Source organism: Streptomyces sp. NPDC023527 (genome assembly GCF_055560115.1).
This window is the reverse complement of record NZ_JBVHJJ010000012.1, coordinates 228957-255558: the sequence shown is the minus strand read 5'-3', so window position 1 is coordinate 255558 and position 26602 is coordinate 228957. Positions and strand designations below refer to the sequence as shown.

General features: G+C 73.2%; 19 protein-coding genes and 1 pseudogene. 13 read left to right on the top strand and 7 right to left on the bottom strand.

Annotation, left to right across the window (positions count from 1 at the left end; all coding sequences use genetic code 11):
* Positions 1-468: 468 nt before the first annotated feature.
* From ACZ303_RS24240 to ACZ303_RS24220, 5 genes are read left to right on the top strand one after another with little or no spacing between them, the layout of a single operon-like run.
* Positions 469-1740 (top strand): phenylacetate--CoA ligase family protein, encoded by a 1272-nt coding sequence (locus tag ACZ303_RS24240; protein ID WP_467342276.1) that lies wholly within the window; start codon positions 469-471, stop codon positions 1738-1740.
* Positions 1737-3071 (top strand): MFS transporter, encoded by a 1335-nt coding sequence (locus ACZ303_RS24235; protein ID WP_467342274.1) that lies wholly within the window; start codon positions 1737-1739, stop codon positions 3069-3071. Before ACZ303_RS24240 ends, ACZ303_RS24235 begins: the two co-directional genes overlap by 4 nt.
* Positions 3068-4204 (top strand): GNAT family N-acetyltransferase, encoded by a 1137-nt coding sequence (locus tag ACZ303_RS24230; RefSeq protein WP_467342272.1) that lies wholly within the window; start codon positions 3068-3070, stop codon positions 4202-4204. Before ACZ303_RS24235 ends, ACZ303_RS24230 begins: the two co-directional genes overlap by 4 nt.
* Positions 4201-5367: a LuxE/PaaK family acyltransferase gene (locus ACZ303_RS24225; RefSeq protein ID WP_467342271.1), complete on the top strand. Its 1167-nt coding sequence runs from the start codon at positions 4201-4203 to the stop codon at positions 5365-5367. Before ACZ303_RS24230 ends, ACZ303_RS24225 begins: the two co-directional genes overlap by 4 nt.
* Positions 5364-7877, top strand: coding sequence for an acyl-CoA reductase (locus ACZ303_RS24220; protein ID WP_467342270.1), 2514 nt, complete (start codon positions 5364-5366; stop codon positions 7875-7877). Before ACZ303_RS24225 ends, ACZ303_RS24220 begins: the two co-directional genes overlap by 4 nt.
* 160 nt (positions 7878-8037) lie before the next feature.
* Here the strand turns inward: ACZ303_RS24220 and ACZ303_RS24215 are convergent, their stop codons facing one another.
* Positions 8038-9117, bottom strand: a complete 1080-nt coding sequence (locus tag ACZ303_RS24215; RefSeq protein WP_467342268.1) for a DNA polymerase III subunit beta family protein — start codon at positions 9115-9117, stop codon at positions 8038-8040.
* Between the two features lie 161 nt (positions 9118-9278).
* On the opposite strand from ACZ303_RS24215, the gene ACZ303_RS24210 reads away from it, so the two are divergent.
* A complete protein-coding gene (locus tag ACZ303_RS24210; RefSeq protein WP_467342266.1) occupies positions 9279-9623 on the top strand; it encodes a hypothetical protein in 345 nt (114 codons plus the stop codon).
* Between the two features lie 62 nt (positions 9624-9685).
* Here the strand turns inward: ACZ303_RS24210 and ACZ303_RS24205 are convergent, their stop codons facing one another.
* Positions 9686-10081, bottom strand: a complete 396-nt coding sequence (locus tag ACZ303_RS24205; RefSeq protein ID WP_467342264.1) for a winged helix-turn-helix transcriptional regulator — start codon at positions 10079-10081, stop codon at positions 9686-9688.
* Between the two features lie 59 nt (positions 10082-10140).
* Here ACZ303_RS24205 and ACZ303_RS24200 point away from each other — a divergent pair, with 59 nt between their 5' ends.
* The 3 genes from ACZ303_RS24200 to ACZ303_RS24190 all read left to right on the top strand — a co-directional run bounded on the left by ACZ303_RS24200 (position 10141) and on the right by ACZ303_RS24190 (position 13324).
* On the top strand, positions 10141-10746 hold the full coding sequence (locus ACZ303_RS24200; RefSeq protein WP_467342262.1) for an NAD(P)-dependent oxidoreductase: 606 nt from the start codon (positions 10141-10143) through the stop codon (positions 10744-10746).
* Positions 10743-11174, top strand: a complete 432-nt coding sequence (locus ACZ303_RS24195) for a nitroreductase/quinone reductase family protein (protein WP_467342260.1) — start codon at positions 10743-10745, stop codon at positions 11172-11174. The genes ACZ303_RS24200 and ACZ303_RS24195 overlap by 4 nt, the downstream gene beginning before the upstream one ends.
* A 674-nt stretch (positions 11175-11848) precedes the next feature.
* Positions 11849-13324: a UDP-N-acetylmuramoyl-L-alanyl-D-glutamate--2,6-diaminopimelate ligase gene (locus tag ACZ303_RS24190; RefSeq protein WP_467342258.1), complete on the top strand. Its 1476-nt coding sequence runs from the start codon at positions 11849-11851 to the stop codon at positions 13322-13324.
* Between the two features lie 64 nt (positions 13325-13388).
* Here ACZ303_RS24190 and ACZ303_RS24185 read toward each other — a convergent pair whose 3' ends face one another.
* Complete coding sequence (locus tag ACZ303_RS24185; RefSeq protein WP_467342256.1) at positions 13389-15656, bottom strand: family 2 encapsulin nanocompartment cargo protein terpene cyclase; 2268 nt, start codon at positions 15654-15656, stop codon at positions 13389-13391.
* 194 nt (positions 15657-15850) lie between these two features.
* Here ACZ303_RS24185 and ACZ303_RS24180 point away from each other — a divergent pair, with 194 nt between their 5' ends.
* From ACZ303_RS24180 to ACZ303_RS24165, 4 genes and pseudogenes are all read left to right on the top strand, one after another.
* The gene (locus tag ACZ303_RS24180; RefSeq protein ID WP_467342255.1) at positions 15851-16192 is read left to right on the top strand and encodes a DUF937 domain-containing protein; all 342 of its coding nucleotides are present in this window, start codon (positions 15851-15853) and stop codon (positions 16190-16192) included.
* A 273-nt stretch (positions 16193-16465) separates the two neighbouring features.
* Complete coding sequence (locus tag ACZ303_RS24175; RefSeq protein WP_467342254.1) at positions 16466-17146, top strand: hypothetical protein; 681 nt, start codon at positions 16466-16468, stop codon at positions 17144-17146.
* Positions 17143-18465, top strand: a complete 1323-nt coding sequence (locus ACZ303_RS24170) for an ATP-binding protein (protein ID WP_467342252.1) — start codon at positions 17143-17145, stop codon at positions 18463-18465. The genes ACZ303_RS24175 and ACZ303_RS24170 overlap by 4 nt, the downstream gene beginning before the upstream one ends.
* A gap of 78 nt (positions 18466-18543) precedes the next feature.
* Positions 18544-18885, top strand: a pseudogene (locus tag ACZ303_RS24165) (helix-turn-helix transcriptional regulator); the annotation flags it as partial.
* A 2-nt stretch (positions 18886-18887) separates the two neighbouring features.
* On the opposite strand, the gene nirD reads toward ACZ303_RS24165, so the two are convergent.
* Genes nirD through ACZ303_RS24145 form a run of 4 tightly spaced genes read right to left on the bottom strand, consistent with a single transcriptional unit; the run spans position 18888 to position 26525 of the window.
* Positions 18888-20585 carry a nitrite reductase small subunit NirD gene (gene nirD, locus ACZ303_RS24160; RefSeq protein WP_467342251.1) on the bottom strand — a complete coding sequence of 566 codons (1698 nt, stop codon included), beginning with the start codon at positions 20583-20585 and terminating at the stop codon, positions 18888-18890.
* Complete coding sequence (nirB, locus tag ACZ303_RS24155) at positions 20582-23167, bottom strand: nitrite reductase large subunit NirB (RefSeq protein ID WP_467342249.1); 2586 nt, start codon at positions 23165-23167, stop codon at positions 20582-20584. The genes nirD and nirB overlap by 4 nt, the downstream gene beginning before the upstream one ends.
* On the bottom strand, positions 23164-24444 hold the full coding sequence (locus tag ACZ303_RS24150; protein ID WP_467342247.1) for an NAD(P)/FAD-dependent oxidoreductase: 1281 nt from the start codon (positions 24442-24444) through the stop codon (positions 23164-23166). The genes nirB and ACZ303_RS24150 overlap by 4 nt, the downstream gene beginning before the upstream one ends.
* A complete protein-coding gene (locus ACZ303_RS24145) occupies positions 24441-26525 on the bottom strand; it encodes a molybdopterin oxidoreductase family protein (RefSeq protein ID WP_467342245.1) in 2085 nt (694 codons plus the stop codon). The genes ACZ303_RS24150 and ACZ303_RS24145 overlap by 4 nt, the downstream gene beginning before the upstream one ends.
* Positions 26526-26602: the final 77 nt, after the last annotated feature.

Sequence of the window (26602 nt, the reverse complement as noted above, 5' to 3'; positions counted from 1 at the left end):
GCCGCGCCGCACCGGGCGCGGTCGGCCAGGGTGTCCCGCCCGCGGGATTTCCCCGGCCGGCCCGCGACTCCTGATTCCGCGCGAGCAATTCGGCTCGTGTTCGGAGGGAGTTTATGAAAGGGGCGCCGCGCGCCTCGGAGCCCGTACCTCCACATTCGGCCATTCCATTGACCGGCCGACGCGCCGGTTCCCGGTCGCGGGGGAGTGGCCTCGGTCAGGAGTGCTGGGCGAAAGTGTCGCGAGAGCACTGTGGGACCCCTGCTGTTTCCGGCCAGTCACACATGTCGGGGCTCTGTCAATTTTGCGGTCCGTTCGGGCGTGTTCCATGATTGTGAGCGTGCGTCAGTTGCGACGCCGGAGCGATATGACCCCACCCCGTGTGGGTCATTGAGCTTTCAACAGGCAACGGCGAGTGCTGTCCCTCGCCATCCGGAATACTTTCTCACTCTCGTGTATAGGCAAGGCCTCATGCCCGTCCAACAGCTATCGGACCTCATACGTTTCGCCCGTCGGCAGTCACCCTTCTACGCGAATCTCTACGCTTCCCTGACGCCGGACGCGGACCGCCTCGCGGACCTTCCCGTCGTCGACCAAGGGGAGTTCTGGGCGGCGAACACTCTCCAGGACAATCAGGTGCTGACCGCGCCGCTCACCGAAGCGGCCGTATTCAAGACGGGCGGCACCACGGGGGCGCCGAAATTCTCCCCTTACACCCGCGAGGAATGGCGGGAGTTCACCACCGCCTTCGGCCAGGGACTGGTCGAGGCGGGACTCAGGCCCGGCCACCGGGTGGCGGACCTGTTCTACGCCGGAGAGCTGTACGCCAGCTTCCTCTTCATCCTCGACTCGCTCGCCAACGCCCCGGTCGAGAACGTCCGGCTGCCCATCGGCGGCGGCGCCCCGCTGGAGTCGACGATCCCCACGCTCCAGGACTTCGCCGCCCAGGTCGTCGCCGGCACCCCGACCACCCTGTGCCGCCTCGCCGAGCACCTGATCGCCCAGGACCTGCGGCTGCCCGAGGTGGAACTGCTGTTCTTCGGCGGCGAGGCGCTCTTCGCCGACCAGCGACGCCTGCTGGCCGCCGCCTTCCCCAACGCCGAACCGCGCTCCCTCGGCTACGCCAGCGTCGACGCCGGCCTGCTCGGCTGCCCGGTGCCCGGCCCCGACCCCCGCGTGCACCGCGCGTTCACCCCGCACTCCGTCGTCGAGATCCTCGACGAGACCACCGGTGAACCCGTCCTCGAAGCCGGCCGGCCCGGCCGCGTCGTGGTCACCAGCCTCTTCCGCAAGCTCATGCCCGTCATCCGCTACCCGGCCGGCGACCGCGCCGAGTGGACGGACCCCGAGGCGGGCCACTTCCGCATCCTCGGCCGCGCCGAGGAAGGGGTGCGCGTCGGCCCCGTGTCGCTGTACTCCCAGGACGCCCAGGCGGCCGTCGAGGAGGCGGACACCGAGGGCCGCGTCATGGGCATGCAGCTCGTGGTGCGCCGCTGGGAGGGGCGCGACGGGCTGGTGCTGCGCCTGGCCACCGCCCCCGGCGACGACGACCCGGCCGGCCTGGAGGTCCTCGCCAAGGAGATCGTCACCGGTCTGTACACGGCCCGGCCGCTGTACCCCGACAGCATGGCCGCCGGCTATGTGCACCCCCTGGAAGTGGAGTGGGTGCGCCACCGCGACCTCTCCGTCAACTCCCGCTCCGGCAAGCTCGTCCGCGTGATCGACGAGAGGCCGACCGCATGACCACCCCGACAGCGAGCCGCAGACCGCCGCTCGTCCTGCGCAACCGCGCCTTCGGGACCGTATGGCTGAGCCAGGTCCTCACCCAGGCCGCCGTGCGGATGTTCCAGGTCGGCGTCTCCTGGTGGCTCGTCGCCTACGCCGTCAGCGGCGGCAACGGCCTCGCCTCCGGCCTGTTCATGGCCGTCAGCACGCTGCCCGCCGTGGCCCTGGCGCCCGTCGTGGCCCGCGCCATCGCCCGCTTCGCCCACCGCTCCCTGCTGCGCGGCGCGGCCGGCGGCGCCGCCGTCGTCGCGAGCGCGCTGGCCGGCTGGGCCTACGCGAGCGACCTGCCGCTCGCGACCGCCTATGCCGCGACGCTCGCCCTGGCCACCTGCCAGGCGTTCTTCGACCCCTGCCTGACCACCTCCGTGCCCGAACTCGTCGACGACGAGGACATCGAGGCCGCGACCGGCTTCGAGCTGTCCACCCAGTCGCTCGCGAGCCTCGGCGGCGCCCTCCTCGGCGCCCTGATCGTCGACCGCGCCGGAGTCGCCGGCCTCGCGGTCGGCTGCGCGGCCGCCTATGTGACGGCCGCGGCGCTCCTGGCGACCGTACGGTTCCGCCCGGCCGCGCCCGAAGCCGCCGGTGACGAGGCGGGCGCCGGGTCCGGGCGGCGGACGCTGCGGCAGGTCCTCGCCGGGCTGCCCTTCGTCCGGAAGATCCTGATCAGCTTCACCGCCGCCAACCTCTTCACCACCGCGGTCTTCGTCGTCATCCCGCTCTACACCAAGTCGGAGCTCCACGCCGGCGGCGGCACCGTCGCCCTCCTGGAGGCCTCGCTCGGCGCGGGCACGCTGATCGGCTCCTTCAGCGGCGCCAAGGTCCCCGGCCGGCCCACCGTCGTCGGCTCCCTCTGCCTCGCCGCGATGGCGCTCGCGCTCGGCGTCCCCGGGATCGTCGCCGAACGGCCCGTCATCGCCGGCGGCCTGGTCGTCGCCGGGTGGTGCGTCGGTGTGATCGGCGTCCGCTTCGTGGCACTGTTCCAGCGGCTGGTCCCCGCCGCCGACAAGCCCGCGTTCTTCGCCGTCATGCAGGCCGTCCTCGGCGCGACCTTCCCCGTCGCCTCGCTGCTCTTCGGCCTGCTGGGCGACCACCTGCCCGTACGGACGCTGTGCCTGATCCAGGCGGCCGGACTCGTACCGGCGGCCTGCGCGCTGGCCCTGCTGCGCGACCACGGACGCAAGGACGCCGTGGCGGAGACCGGGGTCGCCCCCGGCGCGGTGCCGACCTCTGACGCCCCGTCCGCCCCCGACGCCGAGCTCGTCACCGAGGCCGCGGGAGGCGGGCGATGAGCGTCGTCATCGAGCGCGCCACCACCGCCGACATAGCCGATCTGCGGCAGCTCTACTACGCCGTCTACGGTCCGCACTACCCCACCTCGCTGGGCACCGACCCCGCCGAGATGGCCCGTCTCATCCAGGACCCGGACACCCTCTGGCTCGTCGCCCGCTGCCCCGACACCGAGGGCCTCGCCGGCTCGGCCGCCGTGCACAGCGAGCCCGGCAGCCGCGTCGGCCGGCTCGAAGGGCTCGCGGTCCACCCCGACCGGCGCGGCTCCGGCCTCGCCGGGCTGCTGACGCGGGCCCTGTGCGCGGGAACCCTCGACGCCGGGCGCGTCGACTCCGTCTACGCCACGGTCCGTACGGTCAGCGCCGGTCCCCAGCGCGTCGTCGCCCGCAACGGCTTCCGCCCCGTGGGCATCCTGCCCAACGCCGTCGACGTCAGCAGCCGCGAAAGCCTCGCACTCTACGCGCGTTACTCGCCCGGTGTACTGGACCGGCGCGTCCCGGTCGCCGAGGTGCCCGAGGTACTGGCCCCGCTCCTGCGCACCGTCGAGGGCAGCCTGGGCATCAGCTACGCCGACACCCTGACCACCGCGCCCCGCCCGGCCCCGGCCGGGCCCACGGCGGCGCGGCTGGAGATGATCGAGGCGCCCGCGTTCGTCCGCCGCCGCTTCCAGGAGCGCTTCCCCGACGCCGACCGCTGGTTCTATCCGCTGCACACCCCGAACATCCTGCTGACGCCCGACGACGGCGGGTTCGAGGTGTACGCCTACCTCAACCGCACCGGCGGATACTGCGCCCTGGTCACCGCCCACCCCGACCCCGCGATCGCCGCGGGCTGGCTGGAGCCGGTCACCCGGACGCTCACCCGCGCCGGCGCGGGCTACGTCGAGGCGCTCGTCCCCCTCGACCACCACGGCGCGCTCTCCGCCTTCGCCGCGCAGGGCTTCATCGCCGGTGCCCTCTACCCCGCGATGCGCCGGGACGGCGACGGCTTCCACGACTACGTGGTGATGTCCCGGACCACCGAACACATCGACTTCCGCGGCGTGGTCGTCGACGCACCGCTCCAGCCCTTCCTCGATTCCTATGTGTCGGCCTGGGCGTCGACGTATCTGCCCTCACGTGAGGTTGCCTCATGACCCCCGTAAGTCCCCTGAACCCCCATCTCGCCCCCGTCGACGTCCCCGACGCGGCCGCCCTCGCCCGGGTGCAGCGGCTCTGCGACCTGACCGACCCCTACTCCTCCGGCCCCGCCGAGGAGGAGCTGTTCACCGCCGCGATGGCGGAGGTCAACGCCTGGCACCGCGACCGGTCCCCGTTCTTCCGGAACCTGTACGACAGCGAGCGGCCGGCCACGCCCTACGACGCCCCGCTCATCCACGCGAACTTCTTCAAGCGCCATGAAGTGCTGTCCATCCCCACGGACGACGTCGACCTGCACCTGACCTCCTCCGGCACCACTGGCCAGAAGTCGCAGATGTTCTTCGACCGCTGGACCATCCGCTCCGCGCAGCGCATGGTCGCCCGCATCTTCGAGCGCAACGGCTGGATCACCCCCGAGCAGGAGGTCAACTACCTCCTCTACAGCTATGAGCCCGCCCGCGACCTGAAGCTGGGCACCTCGTTCACCGACAACTACCTGTGCGACTTCGCGCCCGCGCGGCAGGTCGAGTACGCGCTGCGCGACACCGGCAACGGCCACGAGTTCGACCCCTTCGGCTGCGTCGCCGCACTGCGCCGCTTCGCCGAGGACGACGCGCCCGTACGCATCCTCGGCTTCCCCGCCTTCCTGTGGTTCACCCTGGAGCGGATGAGCGCCATGGGCCTGCCGCCCCTGCGGCTCCCGGAGGGCTCCCTGATCATCCTCGGCGGCGGCTGGAAGGGACACACCGACCGGCAGATCGGCAAGCACGAGCTGTACGCCCGCGTCACCGAGCAGCTCGGCATCCCCTCCGAGCGGATCCGCGACACCTTCGGCTCCGTCGAGCACTGCATCCCCTACATCGAGTGCGCGCACCACAACCTCCACGCGCCCGTCTGGTCCCGCGTCTTCATCCGCTCGACGCGCACCCTCGAAGCCCTTCCGTACGGCGAGCGGGGTTACCTGCACCTGGTGTCCCCGTACATCACGTCCGTACCGGCGCAGAGCGTCGTCATGGGTGACCTGGCCTCGCTCCACCCGGGCGAGGAGTGCGGCTGCGAACTGGACACCCCGTGGTTCACGATCCACGGCCGGGCCGGGGTCAGCCGCAACCGCAACTGCGCCGTGGCCGCCGCCGAACTGATGAAGGGAATGTCATGACCGAGGCAGAGATCTCGACGAACCACCACTACTGGCAGGGCGCCTTCATCGGCGACGAGGAAGCCGCCCGCCGCCTGGCCACGCTGCCCGCCGCCGTCGAGGCCGCCCTCGCCGCGCCGCTGGCCACCGAGACGCTCCTGGCCGCCTGCGACGCGCTCGCGACCGCCCTGCGCGACCCGGAGCACCCGGCCACCCGGCGGCTGGGCCACCACCTCCCCGCCGGCGAGGACGCGGCCGTCCTCGGCGAACTGGCCGCCTTCCTCAGCCGCGAGGAGCTCACCCGCAAGCTCCGCCGCGAGCTGGGCGGCACGGCGCCGCAGCGGCTCACCCGCCCCGACGCCAAGGAGACCGTCTACGAGGCGTGGGCCCCGGTCGGCCTCGTCGCCCACATAGCCCCCGGCAACGCCGCCACCGTCGCCCCGCTCAGCGTCGTCGAGGGACTCCTCGCCGGCAACGTCAACGTCCTCAAGACCAGCGGCGCCGACACCCTCCTCGCCCAGCACCTGCTCGCCGAACTGGCCGCGCTGGACACCACCGGAGCCATCGCCGAGCGCGTCGTCGTGCTGCGCTTCCCCTCCTCCCGCGAGGAGTGGCTGAAGCTCATGTGCGCCCCCGCCGACGCCGTCGCGGTGTGGGGCGGCGAGGCCGCCGTCGAGGGCGTGGCCGCCCATGTGCCGCCCGGCTGCCGCCTGGTGGAGTGGGGACACAAGATCTCCTTCGCCTACCTCACCCAGGACGCCTGGCACGACGCGGACACGCTGACCGCGCTCGCCGAGGACGTCTGCCGCTACGAGCAGCAGGCCTGCTCCAGCCCCCAGGTCGTCTACCTCGACACCGAGGACACCGACGAGGTCTTCGCCTTCGCCGAGCGGTTCGCCACGGCGCTGGCCGCCGTGCCCCCGGCGCCCGTGACGGAGGAGCCGAGCCCCGCCGAGGAGGCCGAGCTCACCACCACCGAGATGATCGCCCGCCTGGAGGAACACCTCGGGCTCACCCGCGTCCTGACCGCCCCCGACGGCTCCTGGCGCGTCCTCGCCGACACCCGGCCGGCGCTCACCGCCTCCCCGCTGCACCGCAGCGTGTGGATCAAGCCGCTGCCCCGCAAGCGCCTGATCCCCACCCTGCGGCCCATGCGCCGCTACCTCCAGACGGCCGCCGTCGGGGGCAGCCGCACCGACATCGCGGAGCTCTCCGGCACGGTGCTGGCCGCCGGCGCCACCCGGGTCACGCCCGTCGGCGCCATGACCGCCGGCTACTCCGGCGAACCGCACGACGGCGTCTACGCCCTCCAGCGCTACAGCCGCCGCGTCGCCGTCCAGGCCGACGAGCGCTTCACCACCACCGCCTGCCTCGACGACCTCGCCCGGCCGGTCGCCTTCCCGCCGCCCACCGGGCCGCTGCGCGACAAGGCCGACGTCCAGGAGCTCAACCGCCACGTGGACCGGCGGGACGCCGAGCTGTACTTCCGCAGCGGCGGCAGCACCGGCGCGCCCGCCCTGTCCCTCTTCAGCTACGACGACTACGACGTCCAGATGCACGCCGCCGCCCGCGGCCTGCTGGCCGCCGGCTACGACCCGGCGCGCGACCGCACCGCCAACCTCTTCTACTGCGGCGGCATGTACGGCAGCTTCATCAGCTTCTTCTCCATCCTGGAGCGCCTGGGCGGCGTCCAGATGCCGATGGCCGCCGGCCCCGACCACCGCGCCACGGCCGAGATGCTGGTGGCGTACGAGGTCGACACCCTCTTCGGCATGCCCTCCTACCTGTGGCAGCTCCTGCACGAGGAAGCGGACCTGCTGCGCTCGTACGGCGGCATCCGCAAGATCTTCTACGGTGGCGAGCACTTCACCGCCGAGCAGCGCCGCACCCTGGAGCGGAACTTCGGCATCGAGGTCGTCCACTCCATCACCTACGGCAGCACCGACCTCGGCCCGCTCGGCTACCAGTGCGCGGAGAGCGACGGCAGCGTCCACCACCTCCACGCCGACCTGCACACCCTGGAGATCCTGGACGTCGAGTCCGACCGCCCGGTCGAACCGGGGGAGACGGGCCGACTGGTGTTCACCACCCACGCCCGGCGCGGCCAGGACCTCGGCCGCTACGTCATCGGCGACCTCGGCCGCGCCCTGCCCGGGCGCTGTGCCTGTGGCAGTCATGCCCCGCGCTTCGAGCTGCTGGGACGGCTCGGCGACGTGATGCGCGTGGCGACGTACTTCCTCAACCACCGCCGGTTCACGGCCATCGCGCAGGAACGCCTCCGCTACAGCGGCGAGATCCAGATCCTGCTGGCCAACGGCGGCCCCCGCGAAGAGCTGACCGTCCGCGTGGAACGCGCGGCGGGCGTTCCGGCGGAGCGGGCGCGGGATGCCTTCCTGGCCGACTACCCGGAGCTGCGCACGGCGGTGGAGGAGCGCCTCCTCGACCTCACCGTCGAGGCCGTCGACGGCGCCGCGCTGGAACGCACCCCGACGAGCGGCAAGCTGCGGACGGTGGTGGACACCAGAAGCTGACCCCGGGCGCCCCCGGCGGTCAGGCGCGCTTCACGACTGCCGGGGCGCGTTCGCCGACCCGACCGGGGCGCCGCCGCTGGTGCCCTGCGCGAGCCGCGGCCGCGTTCGCGCCCTGCGCGAACGCCGCCGCACGGCCGGCCGACTTCGCGGGCGCGAGCTGTCAGCGGACGAACTCCAGGGCCACCGGCATCACCAGCGTCGTGAAGCTGCCCTGGTCCGCCGAGCGCACCACGACCGGGGCGGTCGGCGTCGCGATCTCCAGCAGCACATCGGGACCGACGCTCGTCTCCAGCACGGGCACCAGCACGGCCGGGTCGAAGCCGATCCGCGGCGGCCGCCCGTCCTGGCAGATCGCGGGCAGTGCCGTCGCGTCGTCCGCGTCGTGCGCGGCGACGGCCACACCGTCGTCGGAGAAGGTCAGGGTGACGGCCGCCGTCTCACCGAGCCCCTCGACCACGTCGCGCAGCGCCGACCGGCCGACGATCACCCGGTGCTCGGGCGGAGCCATCGCGGCGAGCACCTCGCGGTACATGGGGAACTCCCCGTCGAACGTCACCGGCGCCCGCTCCCCGGACGCGCCGCGCACCCGGAACCCGTCCGCGTCGATCTCCAGGGTGACGTCGGCGGACCGCGCCGCCCACCGCCCCAGCTCCACCAGCTCGGCGGCCTCCACCAGCACCCTGGCGGGCGCCCCTGTCAGCGCGAGCGGCTTCAGCACCCGCACCGACAGCCGGTAGCGGTCGGTCGCCACCAGCCGCACCTCACCCTCGTCGATCTCGACGAGCACACAGCCCAGCACCGGATACTCCGGGTCGGACGCCGCGGCCGGCACCACCTGCCGTACGGCGCTGGCCAGTTCCACACCACCGAGCCGCGCCCGCGTCGTGCCGGCGGACCGCCCACCCGCGAACCCGCGCAGCACCGCCGCGATCGCGGCCTGCGCCGCCTCCGTCTGATCCCGCACCGTCCCCAGATGCCGCTCCAGCAACTCCCGCCCCACCTCCTCGGGCCCGTCCAGCACCACGGCGATCTCGGCCAGCGGCAACCCCGTCTCCCGCAGACTCCGCAGCAGCCGCGCGCGCTCCTCCTGCTCCGGGCTGTAGAAGCGGTATCCGGTGACGCCGTCGACCCGAGCGGGCCGCAGGATCCGGCAGTCGTCGTAGAAACGGAGGGCGGACGGCGCGAGGCCGACACGCCGCGCGAAGGCACTGATGTTCAGCAGCTGTGTGGTGTCACTCATGGCCGCGATTCTGGACGTTAAGCCAGCTTGAAGGTCAACTTCGAGGCGGGACCGCCCTCCGGCGGCGGGTCCCGCGACCCGGGAAACGCCGATGCGGCGGCAGCCGGCAGCCGTTACCGTCAGAGCCGTTTCGTCCGTATCGAATCGCGGGGGAGGGACGCATGCCGGTCGGAGAGCCGCGCTTGTTCGAAATCCGGATCCACGGGTGCGCGAACCACGAAGAGGCGCTCCCGCTCCAGGAGCCGGTCGCACGGGCGCTGTGTCCGGACCCTGAGCACGACGGTCCGTGCGACGTGCCGTGGGGCTTCGGCGTCGAGGGCGGCGACGGGACGGCGGTGCTCGTCCTGGGTGTCTACACCTCCGGCGAACGGGCCGCGGAGGTGGCCGACCGGGTGCGTGCCGTCGTGGGCGGGGCGCACCCGGTCGTACTGAGCGAGGGCGGCGGCGAGGGGTTCGAGGAGCTGGCGACGCAGTACAGGATCGAGAACGGGCCCCGGCGGACCTGAGCCCGGCTCACGCCCGCCCGGGGCCCGGCCCGGGGCCCAGCCCGGGCCGGGGTCGCCGACCGTCAATGGCCGGCGGCCCTCGAAAGGCTCGCCTCCTGCGCGTCGATCAGCTCGTCCCAATGCTCCCGCGTCCATGCGCAGGCCGTGTCCAGCGGGCCCAGCAGACCCCGGCCGAGCGGGGTCAGGGCGTATTCGACGCGGCGCTCCGTTCCCTCGTACTCCTCCCGTACGACGAAACCGTCCCGTTCCAGCCCACGCAGTGACTGGGTCAGCGACTTGGCCGTGACGCCGCGCAGGGGAACCTTGAGCTCCGAGAACCGGCGCGGGCCGTCCTGCAGACAGCGCAGGATCAGCGTGGCCCACTTGTCGCCCACGCGGAACGGCACCAGAGGGGAGGGGCAGACGGGGTCGAACATCTCGGGGTCCAGCGGAGCTCTTTCGGCCTGCGACGTCGTCATGATCTACACCGTAGATCGGTATCCGATCGGAAACCAGCCCTCGGGCTACGCTCCCGATCATGGAAACGAAGAGCAGCAGGATCATCGTGTTCGGGGCGGGCGGCCGGGTCGGCCAGGCGGTTGTGGCGGAGGCCCGACGGCGGGGCCACGAGGTCACGGCGGCCGGGCGGGCCGACGGTGAGGTGACGGACCCGGCGGCCGTGGCGCGGCTCGCGGCCGGGCACGACGCGGCGATCGCCGCCGTGTACGATCCCGATGCGCGCCCCGGTGAGTTCTTCCCCACCGTCGCCCGCGCCCTCGCGGAAGGGCTCCCGGCGGCCGGAGTGAAGCGGCTGGTGTCGGTCGGGCTGGCGTCCGTACTGCCCACCGCGTCCGGGACCTTGCTGATGGACACCCCCGGGTACCCGCAGGAGTGGCGGGAGTTCTACGTCGGCCATGGCGCCGGCACCGATGCTCTGCGGGCGGCCGCGCCCGAGGCGCTGGACTGGGTGGTACTGAGCCCGGCGGGGGACTTCGACCATGAGGGCGAGTCCACGGGCGGATACGCGCTCGCCCCCGCCACCGCCGACAGCCGGATCACGACCGCTGACTTCGCCCGTGCCCTGCTGGACGAGGTCGAGGTCCCCACCCTGCACCGGACGCACAACGGAGTATCCGCCGCATGAACGACGTGATCCACGACAACCCGACCCCCTGGATCGCCGACCACATCCGTCGCTTCGAGGAGACCGGCGGCCGCCCCCGCCCAGGAGTGGCCGACCTGCTCCTCACCACCCGGGGCCGCAAGTCCGGCCTGCTGCGCCGCACGGCGCTGGCGTACGTCCGGGACGGGGACGCGTATGTCCTGACGGCGTCCAACGGGGGTGCGGACCGCCATCCGGCCTGGTACCTGAACCTGTTGGCCACCCCGGAGGTCACCCTCCAGGTCGACGCGGCCACCTTCACCGCGACGGCCCGGCCGGCCACGGCGGCCGAGTCGGCCCGCCTGTGGCCGATGGTGGTGGCCGCGATGCCCTCGTACGCGGCCTACCGCACCGCGACGACCCGGGAGATCCCCCTGGTCCTGGTCACCCCCGTGGGGCGCACGGACTGAGCGCGTCCCTATCCACCGGATGCCGCCGTGCGGCCCCTGGGACCCCAGGGGCTTCCGGCCGCTCCGTACGGGCCTCGGACCTGTCGGGATCACGCGTGAGCGTGATCGACCGGACATCTCCGGACCGGCCGGTCGTGTCCGCCGGTGCCGGGAGCCGATCCGGGCGGGCGGTCGCCGCTCGGGGCGCGCTTTACCGCGGCCCGGTCCGCGCGTCCGGGTCAGCCGCGACCGGCGCCGTCTTCCCCGTACACTGAGGTCGTGTCGGGCAGGCCCCTGCTCCGCCCGGCCACCTGTGTTCCACCCCTCCGCGGCCCGACCGGAAGGTCCGGCCACCCGGATGTCAGCCGGCCCGGGAGACGGGCACGGACCCGGACCGGTCGCACACGCGGCCGGACGCTCGGTGAACAGGTAGCGACGCCCGGCCGGTCCGGCCCTCGGCTCGCACGCAGATATCCCCTTCGCGGGGACCCGCTCGCTCTCACGCGTCACCGCCGGTGACCCGGTCCCCGCGCCGCCGTGCACCCGTACCGCGTCGACGAGGCCGGCAACCGACCGGTCGACATGCTCCCCGGCCCCACCGGGCCTTGGTCATCAACGCGGTTCCGGTCACCGTCACCCTCGCCGTCAGGCCGGGCCACGCGCGGTGCGCCATCGGCCGCCTCCGAGGGGACATCATGAAACTGAGCGCACTGCTCGACGGCCACGACCACCACCTTCTCCAGGGCGACCCGGAAACCCCGATCACCGCCGGAATGACCTTCGACGCCCACCGGGTGACGCCCGGCGCGCTCTACATCGCGGTCCCCGGCCACGAGGACGGCGGCCCCGGACTCGCCGGGCCGGCGCTGGCACGCGGAGCCGTGGCCGTCCTGACCGAGGACGACACCCCGCCGCCACCGGCCGGCCCGCCCGGGCGCGCATGCGTCGTACGGGTGGCGGACGTGCGGGCGGCCACCGCGCTCGCCGCCTCCCGCTATTACGGACATCCCGGCCGCGCCATGGACGTCGTGGCGATCACGGGCACCAACGGCAAGACGTCCGTCTCGTGCATGGTCGAGTCCGCCCTGCGGATCGCCGAAGGCGCGAAGGTGGGTGTCATCGGCACCTCCGGCAGCCGGATCGGCGGGCATTCGATCCCGATGCCGCGTTCGGCGCTCAGCACCCCGCAGTCGCCGGACCTCCACTACCTCCTGGGCCACATGCGCGACCGGGGCGTGCGGAGCGTGGTCCTGGAGGCCACCTCCATGGGCCTGCTGGAGCGCCGCCTGGATCATGTGCCCATCGACATCGGCGTCTTCACCAACCTGACCCAGGACCACCTCGACGACCACGGCACCATGGAGAACTACAAGAACGCCAAGCTGAGCCTCTTCAGGGGACTGAGCGGCCGCGCGGTGGTCAACGCCGACGACCCCGTCGGTGCCGGGATCCACGCCCTGATGCCCGGCGCCGTCACCACCTACGGCCTGGACGCACCGGCCGACTTCCGGGCGACCGACCTCTTCGTCGACGCCGTCGGCACCCGCTTCACGCTCCACCACGACGGCCGCAAATACCCCGCGGCCATCCCCGTCCCGGGCCGCTTCTCGGTCGCCAACGCGCTGGCCACCCTCGCGGCCTGCCACCTGCTCGGCCACGACCTGTCGGCGCTCGTCGACGCACTCGACCGGATGCCGGCCATCCCCGGCCGGTTCGAGCGCTACACCACCCCGCGGGGCACACGCGTGATCGTGGACTACGCGCACTCCCCGGATTCCCTGGAGAAGGTCCTCACCACCATCCGCGGCTTCGCGACCGGGCGGATCATCACCGTCTTCGGCTGCGGCGGCGACCGGGACGTCACCAAGCGCGCGCCCATGGGCCGGATCGCCGGGGACCGTTCCGACCTGTGCTTCCTCACCTCGGACAACCCGCGCGACGAGGACCCCGAGGCCATCCTGGACCAGATCGCCCCCGGCCTCGCCGCCACCGGGACCCCCTTCCACCGCGTGGCCGACCGCCGGACGGCGATCCTCTCCGCGCTGTCCGCCGCACGGCCCGAGGACATCGTGCTGGTGGCGGGGAAGGGCAGCGAGCCCCATCAGATCGTCGGGGAACGGCTCATCCCCTTCGACGACATGGCCGTGGTCCGCGCACTGGCCGCCCGATAGCGCGTCCCGTCGTCCGTGACCGCTCGCCACGGACGACGGTGAGGGAAGGCCGTACGGACCCTCGTCAGCCGACCGTGAGCGCCTCCGCGGCCGGTGACCGCAGCAGCGCCGCCAGCCGGGTGGCCGACGTGCCGAGACCGCCCGGCGCACCGAGCGGCGGTGCCTTGGGGGCGTTGTGGCGCAGCAGGTCGGCCTCGGCGTAGCGGCGGCAGCCCCGGTGCCAGGTGAGGATCCCGGACATCCAGTTCTTGAGCTCCTCCGCGTAGGCCTCCAGCGTCGCCCGCGCCTTCTCGTCGAGACCGAAGTCCTCGAAGAGCGCGGGCAGCTGGACGGCGACGACGTGCTGGAACTCCCGCATCCGTGACGCCATCAGATCGGCGACGATGCCGAGTGCCTCGGTCGTACCGCAGTCGAAGAAGTTCCGCACCACCAGGACGGCGTTGTGGACCTCGCCCTCGAACTGGATCTCCTTCTGGAAGGAGAAGATGTCGTTCATCAGGCAGGCGTAGTCCTGCGCGGCGCTCTCCATGGCCTTGACCGGCCGCGTCTGGTAGATCTCGCGCGGCACGGAGTTGCCGTGGCCGATCCGGGACAGGCTCATCGTGAGGTCCGAGCCGAAGGTCTGGCGGCGCATCTCGATGTAGTCGACGGGCTCGGGGATGCGGTTCTCCTTCTGGTTCGCCAGCTCCCACAGCCAGCTCTCCAGCATGGCCTCGACGGCGGCGCGGAACGCCCGGCGGTCGTCGGTCCCCATCGGTCCGGCCGTGCGCGGCCACAGCTCCGCCAGGCCGCGCTCCAGCGCCGTCAGCGCGGGCGGCATGGCGGCGAGGTCCAACGGCATGCAGGCCAGCAGGCGTTCGTGGTACGCCTTGGCGGCGCTCAGGTCCGGCGTGCGGCCGAAGACGACGGGATAGTAGTCGTCGGCGTACGTGCCCCAGGTCAGCCAGTCCGTGGTCAGGTCGAGCCCCTCCGGTGTCGCGTCCGGGTGGATACCGGCGGCGCACAGCGGGAGATCGATGTCCTTGAGCTTCTCCTCGTCCCAGATGCCGGAGCCGGGGAGGCCCGGCACGGCGTCCAGGATCCCCGTGCGGTGGCTCCACTCGACGTTGTGCCGCCGCGAGGCGTCCAGGTGGGGGCTCAGCCGCGTCTCGTACGGCATGGGGAAGTCGGGGTGGGGGAGCGCGCCGACCACCTCGAAGGGCACATGAGTGTGGCTCCGGAGCCTGGCGGGGGCCGTCTCCACCAGCGAGGCCACCAGCCGGGCCGCCGAGGTGCCCAGCCCCGACGGGCCGCCCAGCAGGCTGCGCGCCACCGACGCGGGCGCGTCCGCCGCCCGCTCGGCCGCGCCGTTCATGTACCGGCTGGAGCGCATGTGCCATTCGTGGCCGCCGGACTGCCAGTCCTGGAGCCCCTTGACGTAGGCGACGACATCGGCGCAGGCCGACAGGTCGAGGCCGTGCTCCAGGAGAAGCGGTTCGACCTCGGTGAGAGCCGTGTGCTCGAACTGCTGGAGCCGCGAGGTGAGCAGGTCGTTGACGGCGTCGGCCGCCTGCTGGGTGCCGACGCCCAGGAACTTCTCCAGCACCAGCACCGCGTTGGCCAGCTCACCCTCGTTCTGCGTCTCGCGCTGGTACGAGAAGAGGTCGTTGCGCAGGTGCACCCCGTCGGCGAAGGTGTCCTTCAGGACGCGCATCGGCCGGGTCGCCGCGATGGCGGCGGGCACCTCCGCGCCCACCGCGTGCTCCACGAGGTTCGCGGACCACGGCGCGCCGCCGACCTTGCGGCGCATCTCGATGTACTCGACGGGGTTGGACACCCGGCCTTCGTTGATATTGGCCAGCTCCCACAGCGACTCCTCCAGGAGATGCCGGGTGCTCTCCTTGAAGCGGCGCCGCCAGTCGAGCGACATCACCGGGACCGTACGGGCCCACAGGTCGGCCAGGCCCGCCTCGACCTGGTTGGTCGGCTCGGGTGAGGTGTCCTCGGGGTCGATCGGCATGAACGCGGGCAGCCGGTCGAGGTACGCCTTGCCGCCCTCCATGTCGCGGGTGCGCTTGAAGATGTCCAGGAAGTGGTCGTCGAAGAAGAACACCCAGACATACCAGTCCGTCACCAGGTCGAGCTCGGCGGCCGAGGCGTCGGGGTGGGTGTAGGCGCACAGCAGCGCGTAGTCGTGGGAGTCGAACGCCGTCTCGTCCCAGATGCCCGACCCCTCGATCATCCGCATCTCGCGGGCCCACGCTTTGGAATGCTCGCGCGCGCTCTCCAGATGGGGGTTCAGGCGGGCCGGATACGGCATGTAGAAGCGGGGGAGTTCGAAGGGCTGCGACATGGGGAACCACGCTAGTTCGCACCGGCCGCCCGGATAGATCGGGAAGTCGTATTTCCGCCCAATGAGGTGAAAGCCGCCGCGCCCCCGCTTAAGGATCTTGCGGACGGTGGTGTTCGATCGCCCGGTGGTCCCTCGGGGTGACCGGTGCGTCGCCGGGTGTACCGGGATGCGCCCGCGCGCGTAGGGTCGTGGACATGGGCGACGAAGCGCTGCGCAAGGACGTACTCGACGAACTCGGCGAGGACCGGATCGAGGAGCTTGCCCGTGAGCTCGGCACCGACGGCGAAGGGGCCAGGACGTTCGTCGAGGCCACGGTCGACGCCCTGCCCGCGACGCTCACGAGCGCGGGAGGAACGGCGGGCGGAGCGGCCGGGCCGGCCGGCGGCTTGATGTCCGGGGTGCTCAGCAAGATCGCCGGGCCGGTGGCCGAAGCGGTCGCCAAGAGGACGGGCCTGCCCGTCGGCTCCGCCTCGCGCGCGCTGGAGCTCCTGCTTCCGGTGGTCATGACGACCATCGCCAAGCGCAGGAAGCGCTGACACCGGCACCGGAGGCCGGCGTGCGGGCGGGCTCCCGGTGCCACAGGCGCACGGGTCGGGCGGGGCCGCCTCCACCGGCACGCGCGGCCGGGCCCGGCAGCCCCTGGAGACCACTCGCTTAACATCGTCGTGGATGCCGCCCCCGCGAAGGGGCCCGCCGAGCCGCCGCGCGAGGCGCGAACCGCGGCGCCCGACCCACGACATTGGAACTCCGCAGTGCCCCGATCCGCCCCGTACGTCCGATCCGCCGCACCCCGCCGCCACCTAGCGCGGGTGCTCGCGACGGTCGCGCTGTTCGCGGTCGCGGCCACCGGGTGCGGGACCGTGGGCGAGCCGCTCAGCGCCGGCCGGACCGCGCCCGCCGCCGCCCCGTCTCGGCTGTGGCCCGACCGTCCGGCGGCCCCCACGCCCACCGGCGAGCAGCACGACGACGTCACCGCCACGCGCGTCCCGGGCGTCGCCGCGATCCCCTCCGGCGACATCCGCGCCGTGGACCCGTACGCGGTGATCAAGGCCGAGGTCGCCGCCCGCGGGCACGACGACAACGGCGCCGACGGGCTCGACGACGCGACGGCCGCGAAGGTCGCCTCCTGCTCCGGCAAGCATCGGGGCTGCCCGGTCAGGACCCCCGTCTACCGGGACCTCACCGGCGACGGGCACAACGAGCTGATCATGGCCATCGAGATGGAGGAGCACCTCGTCGCACTGCGCTGCTACACGGTCGTGGACGGGCACCTCACCCGCATCATGCTCACGGTCGTCCAGCCCTCCGCCATCGAGGTGGCGGGCCGTGACCTGATCGTCTGGGAGCCCTCGGCCACCCCGCACTACGCCGTGCGCTCGGTCTACTCCTGGGACGCCCACCGCCGCTACATGGACCTCCGGAGCGACGAGATCCGCCGCACCGACAACGACACCGCCACCCCGCGCCGCGGCACGGAGCGCCGCCGGTGAGCGCCCGCCTGCGCCCGACGCGGCCCCGGCTGCGAAGGATCTCCCGATTCGGGTCGCTGTACGGGAAGTTCACGCTCTTCCTGGCCGTGATGTGCTGTGTGGTCGCCGCGGTGCTCGGCATCCTCGTGCACGTCATCGTCACCCGGCAGACCGTCCACCAGGCACGCGTCGAGGCGCTCGCGAAGCTGGACTCCGGCGCCCGTGCCTACGCCGCCGGTGACCCGATGCACCACCAGGCCGACCTGAACCCGCCCGGAATCCCCGACAAGCTGCGCGAGATGGCGCTGCGCGGCCGGCGCGGCACCGCGCTCGGCGACGACAAGGGCATCGCCACCATGTGGGCCGCCGGCCCCGCGGACGGCGGGGTGCTGGCGGCACGGCTCGACTACCGCCACGGCGCGAGCACCATCGAGGGCCTGGACCGGGCCATCGTCGGCTCGTCCGCCCTGGCCATCGGCGGCACGCTGCTCGTCGGCGTCTTCGCCGTCTCCCGGGTCACCCGCCGCCTGCACCGCACCGCGGACGTCGCCCGCCGCATCAGCGCGGGCGACCTCGACGCCCGCGTCGCCGACCCGCGCACCACCGACCCCTCCAAGGCACAGGACGAGGTCGCCGCCGTCGCCGAGGCGCTCGACGCCATGGCGGGCACCCTCCAGGCCAGGCTGCAGAGCGAGCAGCGGTTCACCGCGGACGTGGCCCACGAGCTGCGCACCCCGCTCGCCGGCCTCCAGGCGTCCGCCGACCTGCTGCCGCCGGGCCGGCCCACCGAGCTCGTACGGAACCGGGTGCAGGCCCTGCGCCGGCTCACCGAGGACCTGCTGGAGATCTCCCGGCTGGACTCGGCCACGGAGCGGCCCGACCTCGACGCGCACGACCTCGGGCAGCTGGCCGAGCGCGCCGTACGGGCCTCCGGGCTGGAGGCCGACGTGCGGATCGTCCGCGACGCGTGCGTCGTCACCGACCGGCGCCGCCTGGAGCGGGTGCTGAGCAACCTCCTCGCCAACGCCCACCGGCACGGCCGCCCGCCCGTCACCCTCACCGTCGACGGCCCGGTGATCACCGTCCGCGACCACGGCGACGGCTATCCGGACTACCTCCTCGAACACGGCCCGCAGCGCTTCCGCACCGAGCCCACCACCAGCGGCGCCAAGGGCCATGGCCTGGGCCTGACCATCGCCGTCGGCCAGGCCCGCACCATCGACGCGGAGCTGACCTTCGCCAACGCCCCCGACGGCGGCGCCCTCACCACGCTCGTCCTGCCGGAGGACATCGGGGAGCCGGTGGACGCCGGGGACGGAGCGGGCGCCGGAGGCGGCTGACAAGCCCCGCCGACGACGGGCTCAGGGGCGTCTCGTGACGTCGGCGGTCGCCGCCGGCCGGACGACGGCGGCTTCGAGCGGCAACCCGTCCAGCTGCCCGCCCCCACCGACCCCCGCCTCCGAGCCGTCTGCGACCTCCTGCACCACGACCCCGCGGATCCGCGCACGCTGGCCGCCCTGGCCGCCGCGACGGGAGCCGGTGAGCGCACCCTCAGCCGGCTCTTCCGCCGCGAACTGGGCATGACCTTCCCCCAGTGGCGCACCCAGCTACGCCTCTACCACGCGCTGCGGATGCTGGCCGACGACGTGCCGGTGACCACCGTCGCCCACCGGTGCGGCTGGTCCTCCGCCAGCGCCTTCATCGACGTCTTCCGCCGCGCCTTCGGCCGCACCCCCGGCGCCCACGTCCGCCACCCCTGAACTCACACCCCCGTCAGCCGCCCGGGCGCCGGGCGCAGGTAGACCGCCCAGGTCAGCGCCGCGCAGAGCGCGTACGCCGCGAGGAAGGTGAGATACGCGGCGTCACCGTTGTGAGAGGCGAGGAAGGACTGGCGCAGGGCCACGTTGACCAGGACGCCGCCGAAGGCCCCCACCGCCCCCGCGACGCCGATCAGCGCCGAGGCGCGGCGCCGTGACCGCTGTTCGGCCGCCTCGGGGTCGGCTCCGGCCGCCACCGAGACCCGGGCCCGGGCCCGGAAGATCGCCGGGATCATCCGGTACGTCGAACCGTTGCCGATGCCGCTGAAGACGAACAGGGCCACGAAACCGGTGATGAACAGCGGCAGCGAACCCTGCCGGGACGCGGCCAGGACGAGCGCCGCGCCGACCGCCATGGCGGCGTAGTTGCACAGCGTCACCCTCGCGCCGCCCCAGCGGTCGGCCATCAGCCCGCCGACCGGTCGGACCAGGGAACCCAGCAGCGGGCCGATGAAGGTCAGGCCGGCGGCCTTGACCGGAGTGTCGAACTGGTCGTGGAACTGCACCTGCAACACCTGCCCGAAGGCGAAGCCGAAGCCGATGAAGGAGCCGAAGGTGCCGATGTAGAGGACCGACATGATCCAGGTGTGCGGCTCGCGGCAGATGTCGCGCATGGCGTGCTTGTCGTTGCGCAGCGCCGTGAGGTTGTCCATCCGCAGAGCCGCGCCCAGGGCGGCGAGAGCGATCAGCGGGATGTACAGCAGCGGCAGCAGCCTGGGGTGGGCGGTACCGGCGACGGTCATGACCAGCAGGCCGACCAGCTGTACCGCGGGTACGCCCAGATTGCCGCCGCCCGCGTTGACGCCCAGGGCCCAGCCCTTGAGCCGCTGCGGATAGAAGGCGTTGATGTTCGCCATCGACGAGGCGAAGTTGCCGCCGCCGACCCCGGCCACACAGGCGACCACCAGCAAGGTGGTGTACGAGACGCCCGGTTCGAGCACCACACCGGCCAGCACGGTGGGCACCAGCAGCAGGAGGGCGCTGAACACGGTCCAGTTGCGGCCGCCGAACTTCGCCACCGCGAAGGTGTACGGCAGCCGCAGCGTCGCGCCGAGCGCCGTGGGCAGGGCGGTGAGCAGGAATTTCCCGGCGGGGTCGATGCCGTACTCCGGGCCGAGGAAGAGCACCAGCACCGACCACAGGCTCCACACGGAGAACCCGATGTGCTCCGACAGCACGGAGAAGACGAGATTGCGGCGGGCCACCGCGGCCCCCGACTCGGTCCAGAAGGCGTTGTCCTCCGGCCGCCAGTCGTCGATGTCGTGCCGCCGGGCCCCAGTGGCGCGGGCGGCGGGCGGCGGCGAGGGGTGGGCCCGTACGTTCCAGACCCGCAGCGCCGCCTCGCTGCCGTCGGGCGCTGTCGGCTCGTCCAGACAGGCGCCGGTCCGCAGGTCGAACGCCTGCTTGTACATGGGGGAGGCGACCACCGGGGCGCCGTCCCGGCTGCCGAGAATGCCGCGCGAGAGGACGTAGGCACCGCTGAACGGGTCGCGGTTGCCGACGGCGTAGACCTGCCCGTCCCGGTCGCGGAAGACCGCGACCTGCTCGTCGCCCACCAGCACCGCCACACCGCGGCCGGGCATCAGGGCCGTCCAGTCGCACACGGTCCGCCAGTCGCGGCCGTCATGGATCTCCACCGTCATCGGGTACGCACCTCCAGGGCGGTTCCGGCGATCAGCGCGGGAGCGGCGACCGCCGGGGTGAGGATCCGGCCCTCCTCGTGGGGGCGGGCCGGGCGGATCTGGTCGCGCTCCGGGACGAAGCGCACGGTCGGGTCGGGGGTGCCGGGGGCGTTGGCGAAGGAGACGAAGCGGCGCAGCCGCTCCGGGTCGGCCAGCGTGGCGGACCACTCGTCCTCGTACGTCCCGACATGGCGGGCCATCAGGTCGTCCAGGACGGAGCAGATGCCGAGCGCGTCGTCCATGACGACCGCGCGCAGGTGGTCCAGGCCGCCCTCCAGGCGCTCCAGCCAGGGCGCGGTGCGCTCCAGCCGGTCGGCGGTGCGGATGTAGAACATCAGGAACCGGTCGATCGTGCGGATCAGGGTCGCGCGGTCCAGGTCGGCGGCGAGCAGGTCGGCGTGGCGCGGAGTCATGCCGCCGTTGCCGCCCACGTAGAGGTTCCAGCCCGCCGAGGTGGCGATCACGCCGAAGTCCTTGCTCTGCGCCTCGGCGCACTCGCGGGCGCAGCCGGAGACCGCCGACTTCAGCTTGTGCGGGGCGCGCAGCCCGCGGTAGCGCAGCTCCAGTTCGATGGCGAGGGCCACCGAGTCCTGCACCCCGTAGCGGCACCAGGTCTCGCCGACGCACGACTTCACGGTGCGCAGGGCCTTGCCGTACGCGTGCCCGGACTCGAAGCCCGCGTCGACCAGCCGCTTCCAGATCGGCGGCAGCTGGTCCACGCGGGCGCCGAAGAGGTCGATCCGCTGCCCGCCGGTGATCTTGGTGTAGAGGCCGAAGTCCCGGGCGATCTCCCCGATGGTGATCAGGCCCTCGGGGGTGATCTCGCCGCCGGGGACGCGGGGGACGACCGAATAGGAGCCGTTGCGCTGGAGGTTGGCGAGGAAGTGGTCGTTGGTGTCCTGGAGGGCGGCCTGCTCGCCGTCCAGGATGTGCCCGTTGCCCAGGCTCGCCAGGATCGAGGCGACGACCGGCTTGCAGATGTCGCAGCCCTCGCCGGTGCCGTGCTCGTCGACCAGCCGGGAGAAGCCGGTGATGCCCTTGACGCGGACGATCTCGTAGAGCTCGGCGCGGGTCTGGGTGAAGTGCTCGCACAGCCCCGTGACGATCTCGGCGCCGCCGGCCGCCAGCTCCTCGGACACCAGGGTGCCCAGGAGCTTGACGCAGCTCCCGCAGCCCGTGCCGGCCTTGGTGCACCGCTTGACCTCGGCGGTCGACGTGCAGCCGTGCTCGCTCACGGCCGCCTTGATGGTGCCCTTGTCGACGTTGTGGCAGGAGCAGACCACCGCCTCGTCGGGCAGGGCCACCGGACCGGCGGGCGCCCCCGCCGAGGCGGGCAGGACGAGCTGTTCGGGAGGTACGGGCAGCCGCGCGCCGCTGACCGCCAGGGGCCGCAGCACGCCGTACGCCTCGGTGTCGCCCACGAGCACGCCACCGAGCAGCGCGCCGTCGGAACCGATCACCAGCTTCTTGTACACGCCCTCCCTGCTGCTGGAGTACAGCACGTCGAGGGCGCCCTCGGTGGTGCCGTGGGCGTCGCCGAAGCTGGCCACGTCCACGCCGAGCAGCTTGAGCTTGGTGGAGGTGTCGGCCCCGGTGAAGGACCCCTCGCCACCGACCAGATCGAGCGCCGCGGCCTCGGCCATCGCGTAGCCGGGCGCGACGAGCCCGTACACCCGGCCGTCGGCGGCCAGCGCGCACTCGCCGATGGCCCGGATGTGCGGATCCTCCGTGCGGCACCGCTCGTCGACGACGATCCCGCCGCGCTCGCCGACGGGCAGCCCGCACCGGCGCGCCAGCTCGTCGCGCGGCCGTACCCCGGCCGAGAAGACCACGAGGTCCGTGGCCAGTTCCGTGCCGTCGGAGAGCGCCATGGCGCGCACCCGGCCGTCGTCGCCGGTCTCGATCCGCTGGGTGCCCGCGCCGGTGTGCACCGCGACGCCCAGCTCCTCGATCTTGCGGCGCAGTACGGCGCCACCGCCGTCGTCCACCTGGAGCGCCATCAGCCGCGGGGCGAACTCCACCACGTGCGTCTCCAGCCCCATGGCCCTCAGCGCGCCCGCCGCCTCCAGCCCGAGCAGCCCGCCGCCGACCACCGCGCCCACCCGCGCCCCGGCCGCGTCCGACCGGATCCCCTCCAGGTCCTCGATGGTGCGGTACACATGGCAGCCGGCGGCGTCGTGCCCCGGCACCGGCGGCACGAAGGGGTACGAACCGGTGGCCAGCACCAGCGTGTCGTAGGACAGTTCACGGCCGGCGGCGGTGGTGACCGTCCGCGCGGCACGGTCGACGGCGGCGGCCGGGTCGCCCAGCAGCAGCTCGATGCCGTGCGTGTCGAGGAACTCCTTCGAACACAGCGAGAGTTCCTCGGCGGTGGTGTCGGAGAACCACGACGTCAGCCGCACCCGGTCGTAGGCGGGCCGGTTCTCCTCGGCGAGCACGGTCACCCGCCACCGCCCGGCCGCGCCGGGCTGCTCGAACAGCGCCTCCAGAAAGCGCTGGCCGACCATGCCGTGACCGACCAGAACCAGATCCTTCATCGTCATGACGACGCTCCTTGGGTGGTGAGCAGGTGCAGGGGATCCGCGGGCAGCGGGTCGTCCCGCTCATAGGCCCGGGTGAGCGCGCCGACCGTGGCCAGGTCGCCCATGAGAATGCCGCCGACGAGCCGGTCGCCGCGCAGGACGAGCTTCTTGTACGAACCGCGGGTGGCGTCCGTCAGCCGCAGGACGTCCAGGCCGGGGCCCCCTTCGGCGGTCTCGCCGAACGCCGCGTACTCCAGGGGGCCGGCCGTCAGCCGGGTGTACGGGCGCGAGCCGGTGTAGACCGCGTCCGGGTCGGCACCGGAGAGCCGGGCGGCGAGGACGTCGGCCTGCGCCCAGGCGGGACCGGCCAGGCCGTGGGTGACGCCGCGGTGTTCGGCACAGTCGCCGATGGCGTACGTGCCGGGGGCGCAGGCGAGGGTGTCGTCGACCAGGCTGCCGGTGCGCACGGGCAGGCCCGCGGCGCGGGCGAGGCGGGTGCGGGGCCGCACGCCGCAGGCCACGACCACGAGGTCGGCGTCCAGGACGGTGCCGCTCGCCAGCTCGACACCGGTGATGCGGCCGGGGCGTGCTTGATCAAGCCCGTCCGGCGATCGAGGACCGGGGTCCGGGGCGGAGCCACGGTTCCGGGAAGGGGCGGGGTGGGGGAGGAGCCCGCCGCAGGCGTCGCGCAGTGTCCCGACGCCGAGATCCGCGAGCCCGCTGCGCAGCATCGCCCCGGCCTGTTCGTCGAGCTGCCGCTCGACCAGGTACGGCCCCCGGTACACGATCGTCACCGACAGCCCGAGCGCGGCCAGCGCCCGCGCCACACCCACCCCCAGCACACCGCCCCCGATCACCACCGCCCGCTCGGCCCCCGCCGCGTCGCCGGCCAGCCGCCGGCAGTCGGCGAGCGTGCGGAACGCGTGCACCCCGTCCCGGAGCCCGCCGTCGGCGCCCCGCAGGCCACGCACCCGCGGCAGCACCGGCTCCGCCCCCGTCGCCAGTACCAGCTCGTCGTACGAGGCGCCGGAGCCGTCCGCCAGACGCAGCGTCCGCGCGCCGGCGTCCACCCCCGTCACCGCGCCGCCCGCCCGCACGACCCCCTCCCCGTACGGCAGGCCGATCCCCTCCGCCGCGTACCGCCCGGCGAGCACGTCGGCGAGCAGCACCCGGTTGTACGGGGCGCCCGGCTCCGCGCCGTACAGCGTCACCTCGCCCCGCCCGCCCAGCGCGTGGAAGCGCTCGGCGAACCTCGCGGCGGCCATGCCCGCGCCCACCACGGCGATCCGGCCGGTCACCGGTCCGCCTGCGCGGTTCGTTCCACGCGCACCGCGCAGAGCTTGAACTCCGGCATCCCCGACGTCGGGTCGAGCGCCGGGTTGGTGAGCGAGTTGGCCCGCCCGGCACCGCCCCAGTGGAACGGCATGAAGACCGTGTCGGGCCGGATGGAGTCGGTCACCCGGGCCGGTGCCCGCGCCTCCCCGCGCCTGCTGCTGACCGTCAGCAGCTCGCCCTCGGTGACCCCCAGGCGCCGGGCGAGCACGGGGTGGAGCTCCACGAACGGGCCCGGCGCGGCCCGGTTGAGCTCCTCGACCCGCCGGGTCTGCGCCCCGCTCTGGTACTGCGACACCACCCGCCCCGTCGTCAGGAACAGCGGGAAGTCGGCGTCCGGCTCCTCGGCGGCGGGCCGGTGCGACACCGCGGCGAACCGGGCCCTGCCGTCCGGCGTCGCGAAGCGGTCCAGGAAGAGCCGGGGCGTGCCCGGATGCGCCTCGTCCGGACAGGGCCAGAACACCCCGTCCTCGGCCCCGATCCGGGCGTAGCTGATGCCCGCGTAGTCGGCCGGACCGCCCGCCGACGCCCGCCGCAACTCCTCGAAGACCTCCTCGGGATCCTCCGGGAAGCCCGTCTCCACACCCAGCCTGGCGGCCAGGTCGTGGAGCACCCGCAGATCGCCGCGCACCCCGTCCGGCGCGTCCACGGCCTTCCGGCGCAGCAGCACCCGCCCTTCGAGGTTGGTGAGCGTGCCGGTCTCCTCCGCCCACTGCGTGGACGGCAGCACCACGTCGGCCAGGCGCGCCGTCTCCGAGAGCATCGGATCGGCGACGGCGAGGAAGTCCAGGGCCCGCAGCCGCTCGGTCACATGCGCCGCGCGCGGTGCGGAGATCACGGGATTGGAGCCCATCAGCAACAGCGCCCGTACGCCGCCCTCCTGGCCCAGGCCGTCCAGCAGCTCGTACGCCGAGCGGCCCGGGCCCGGCAGCGCGGCGGGGTCCACGCCCCACACCGAGGCGACGTGGGAGCGGGCGGCGGGGTCCTCGATCGAGCGGTAACCGGGCAGCTGATCGGCCTTCTGCCCGTGTTCCCTGCCACCCTGGCCATTGCCCTGACCGGTCAGACACCCGTAACCGGAGCCGATTCGTCCGGATTTTCCGGTCGCCAGGCAGACGTTGATCCAGGCGCTGACAGTGTCGGTGCCCTTGCTCTGCTGCTCCGGGCCGCGCGCGGTCAGCACCATGCCCTCCGCCGCGCCGGCGAACATCCGCGCCGCCTCGCGCAGCCGCGCCACCGGCACCCCCGTCAGCAGCTCCACCCGCTCCGGCCAGTGCGCCATCGCGGCGGCGCGCGTCTGCTCGAAGCCCGTCGTACGCCGGGCGATGAAGTCCTCGTCCAGCAGCCCGTCCGCGATGATCAGGTGCAGCAGGCCCATGGCCAGGGCGAGGTCGCTGCCCGGCAGCGGCTGGAGATGCAGATCGGCCTGCTCCGCCGTGCGGGTCCGGCGCGGATCGACCACGATCAGGGTGCCGCCGTTCTCCCGCAGCTCGCGGAAGAAGCGCAGGGCCGGCGGCATCGTCTCGGCCGGATTGGCGCCGACGAGGATCACACAGCCCGTGCGGGTGATGTCCTGGAGCGGGAACGGCAGCCCCCGGTCGATGCCGAACGCCCGCCGGTGCGCGGCCGCCGCGGACGACATGCAGAACCGGCCGTTGTAGTCGATGTTCGCGGTCCGCAGCACGACCCGGGCGAACTTTCCCAGCAGATACGCCTTCTCATTGGTCAGCCCGCCCCCGCCGAACACCCCCACCGCGTCCCGGCCGTGCCGCTCGGCCGCCGCCGACAGGCCCGTCGCGATCCGGTCCAGGGCCTCCTCCCAGCTCGCCTCCCGCAGCTGCCCGCCGCGCTCGTCGCGCACCAGCGGCGCGGTGAGCCGGACCGCCGGTGACAACGGCGCCGCGGCCGTCCGGCCCTTGCCGCACAGAGCCCCGAGGTTCACCGGGAACTCCGGCCGCTCCAGCACCTCGACCACGCCGCCTGCCGGGCGCAGCCGCATCCCGCACTGGAGCGAGCAATACGGGCAGTGGGTGTCGGTCGTTGTCATAGGACGAGCGTCATGGACGACCATTACGCGGCCGGGTCGGCGATGTTGCGCACGCGGTACGCGCTCTTCACACCGGC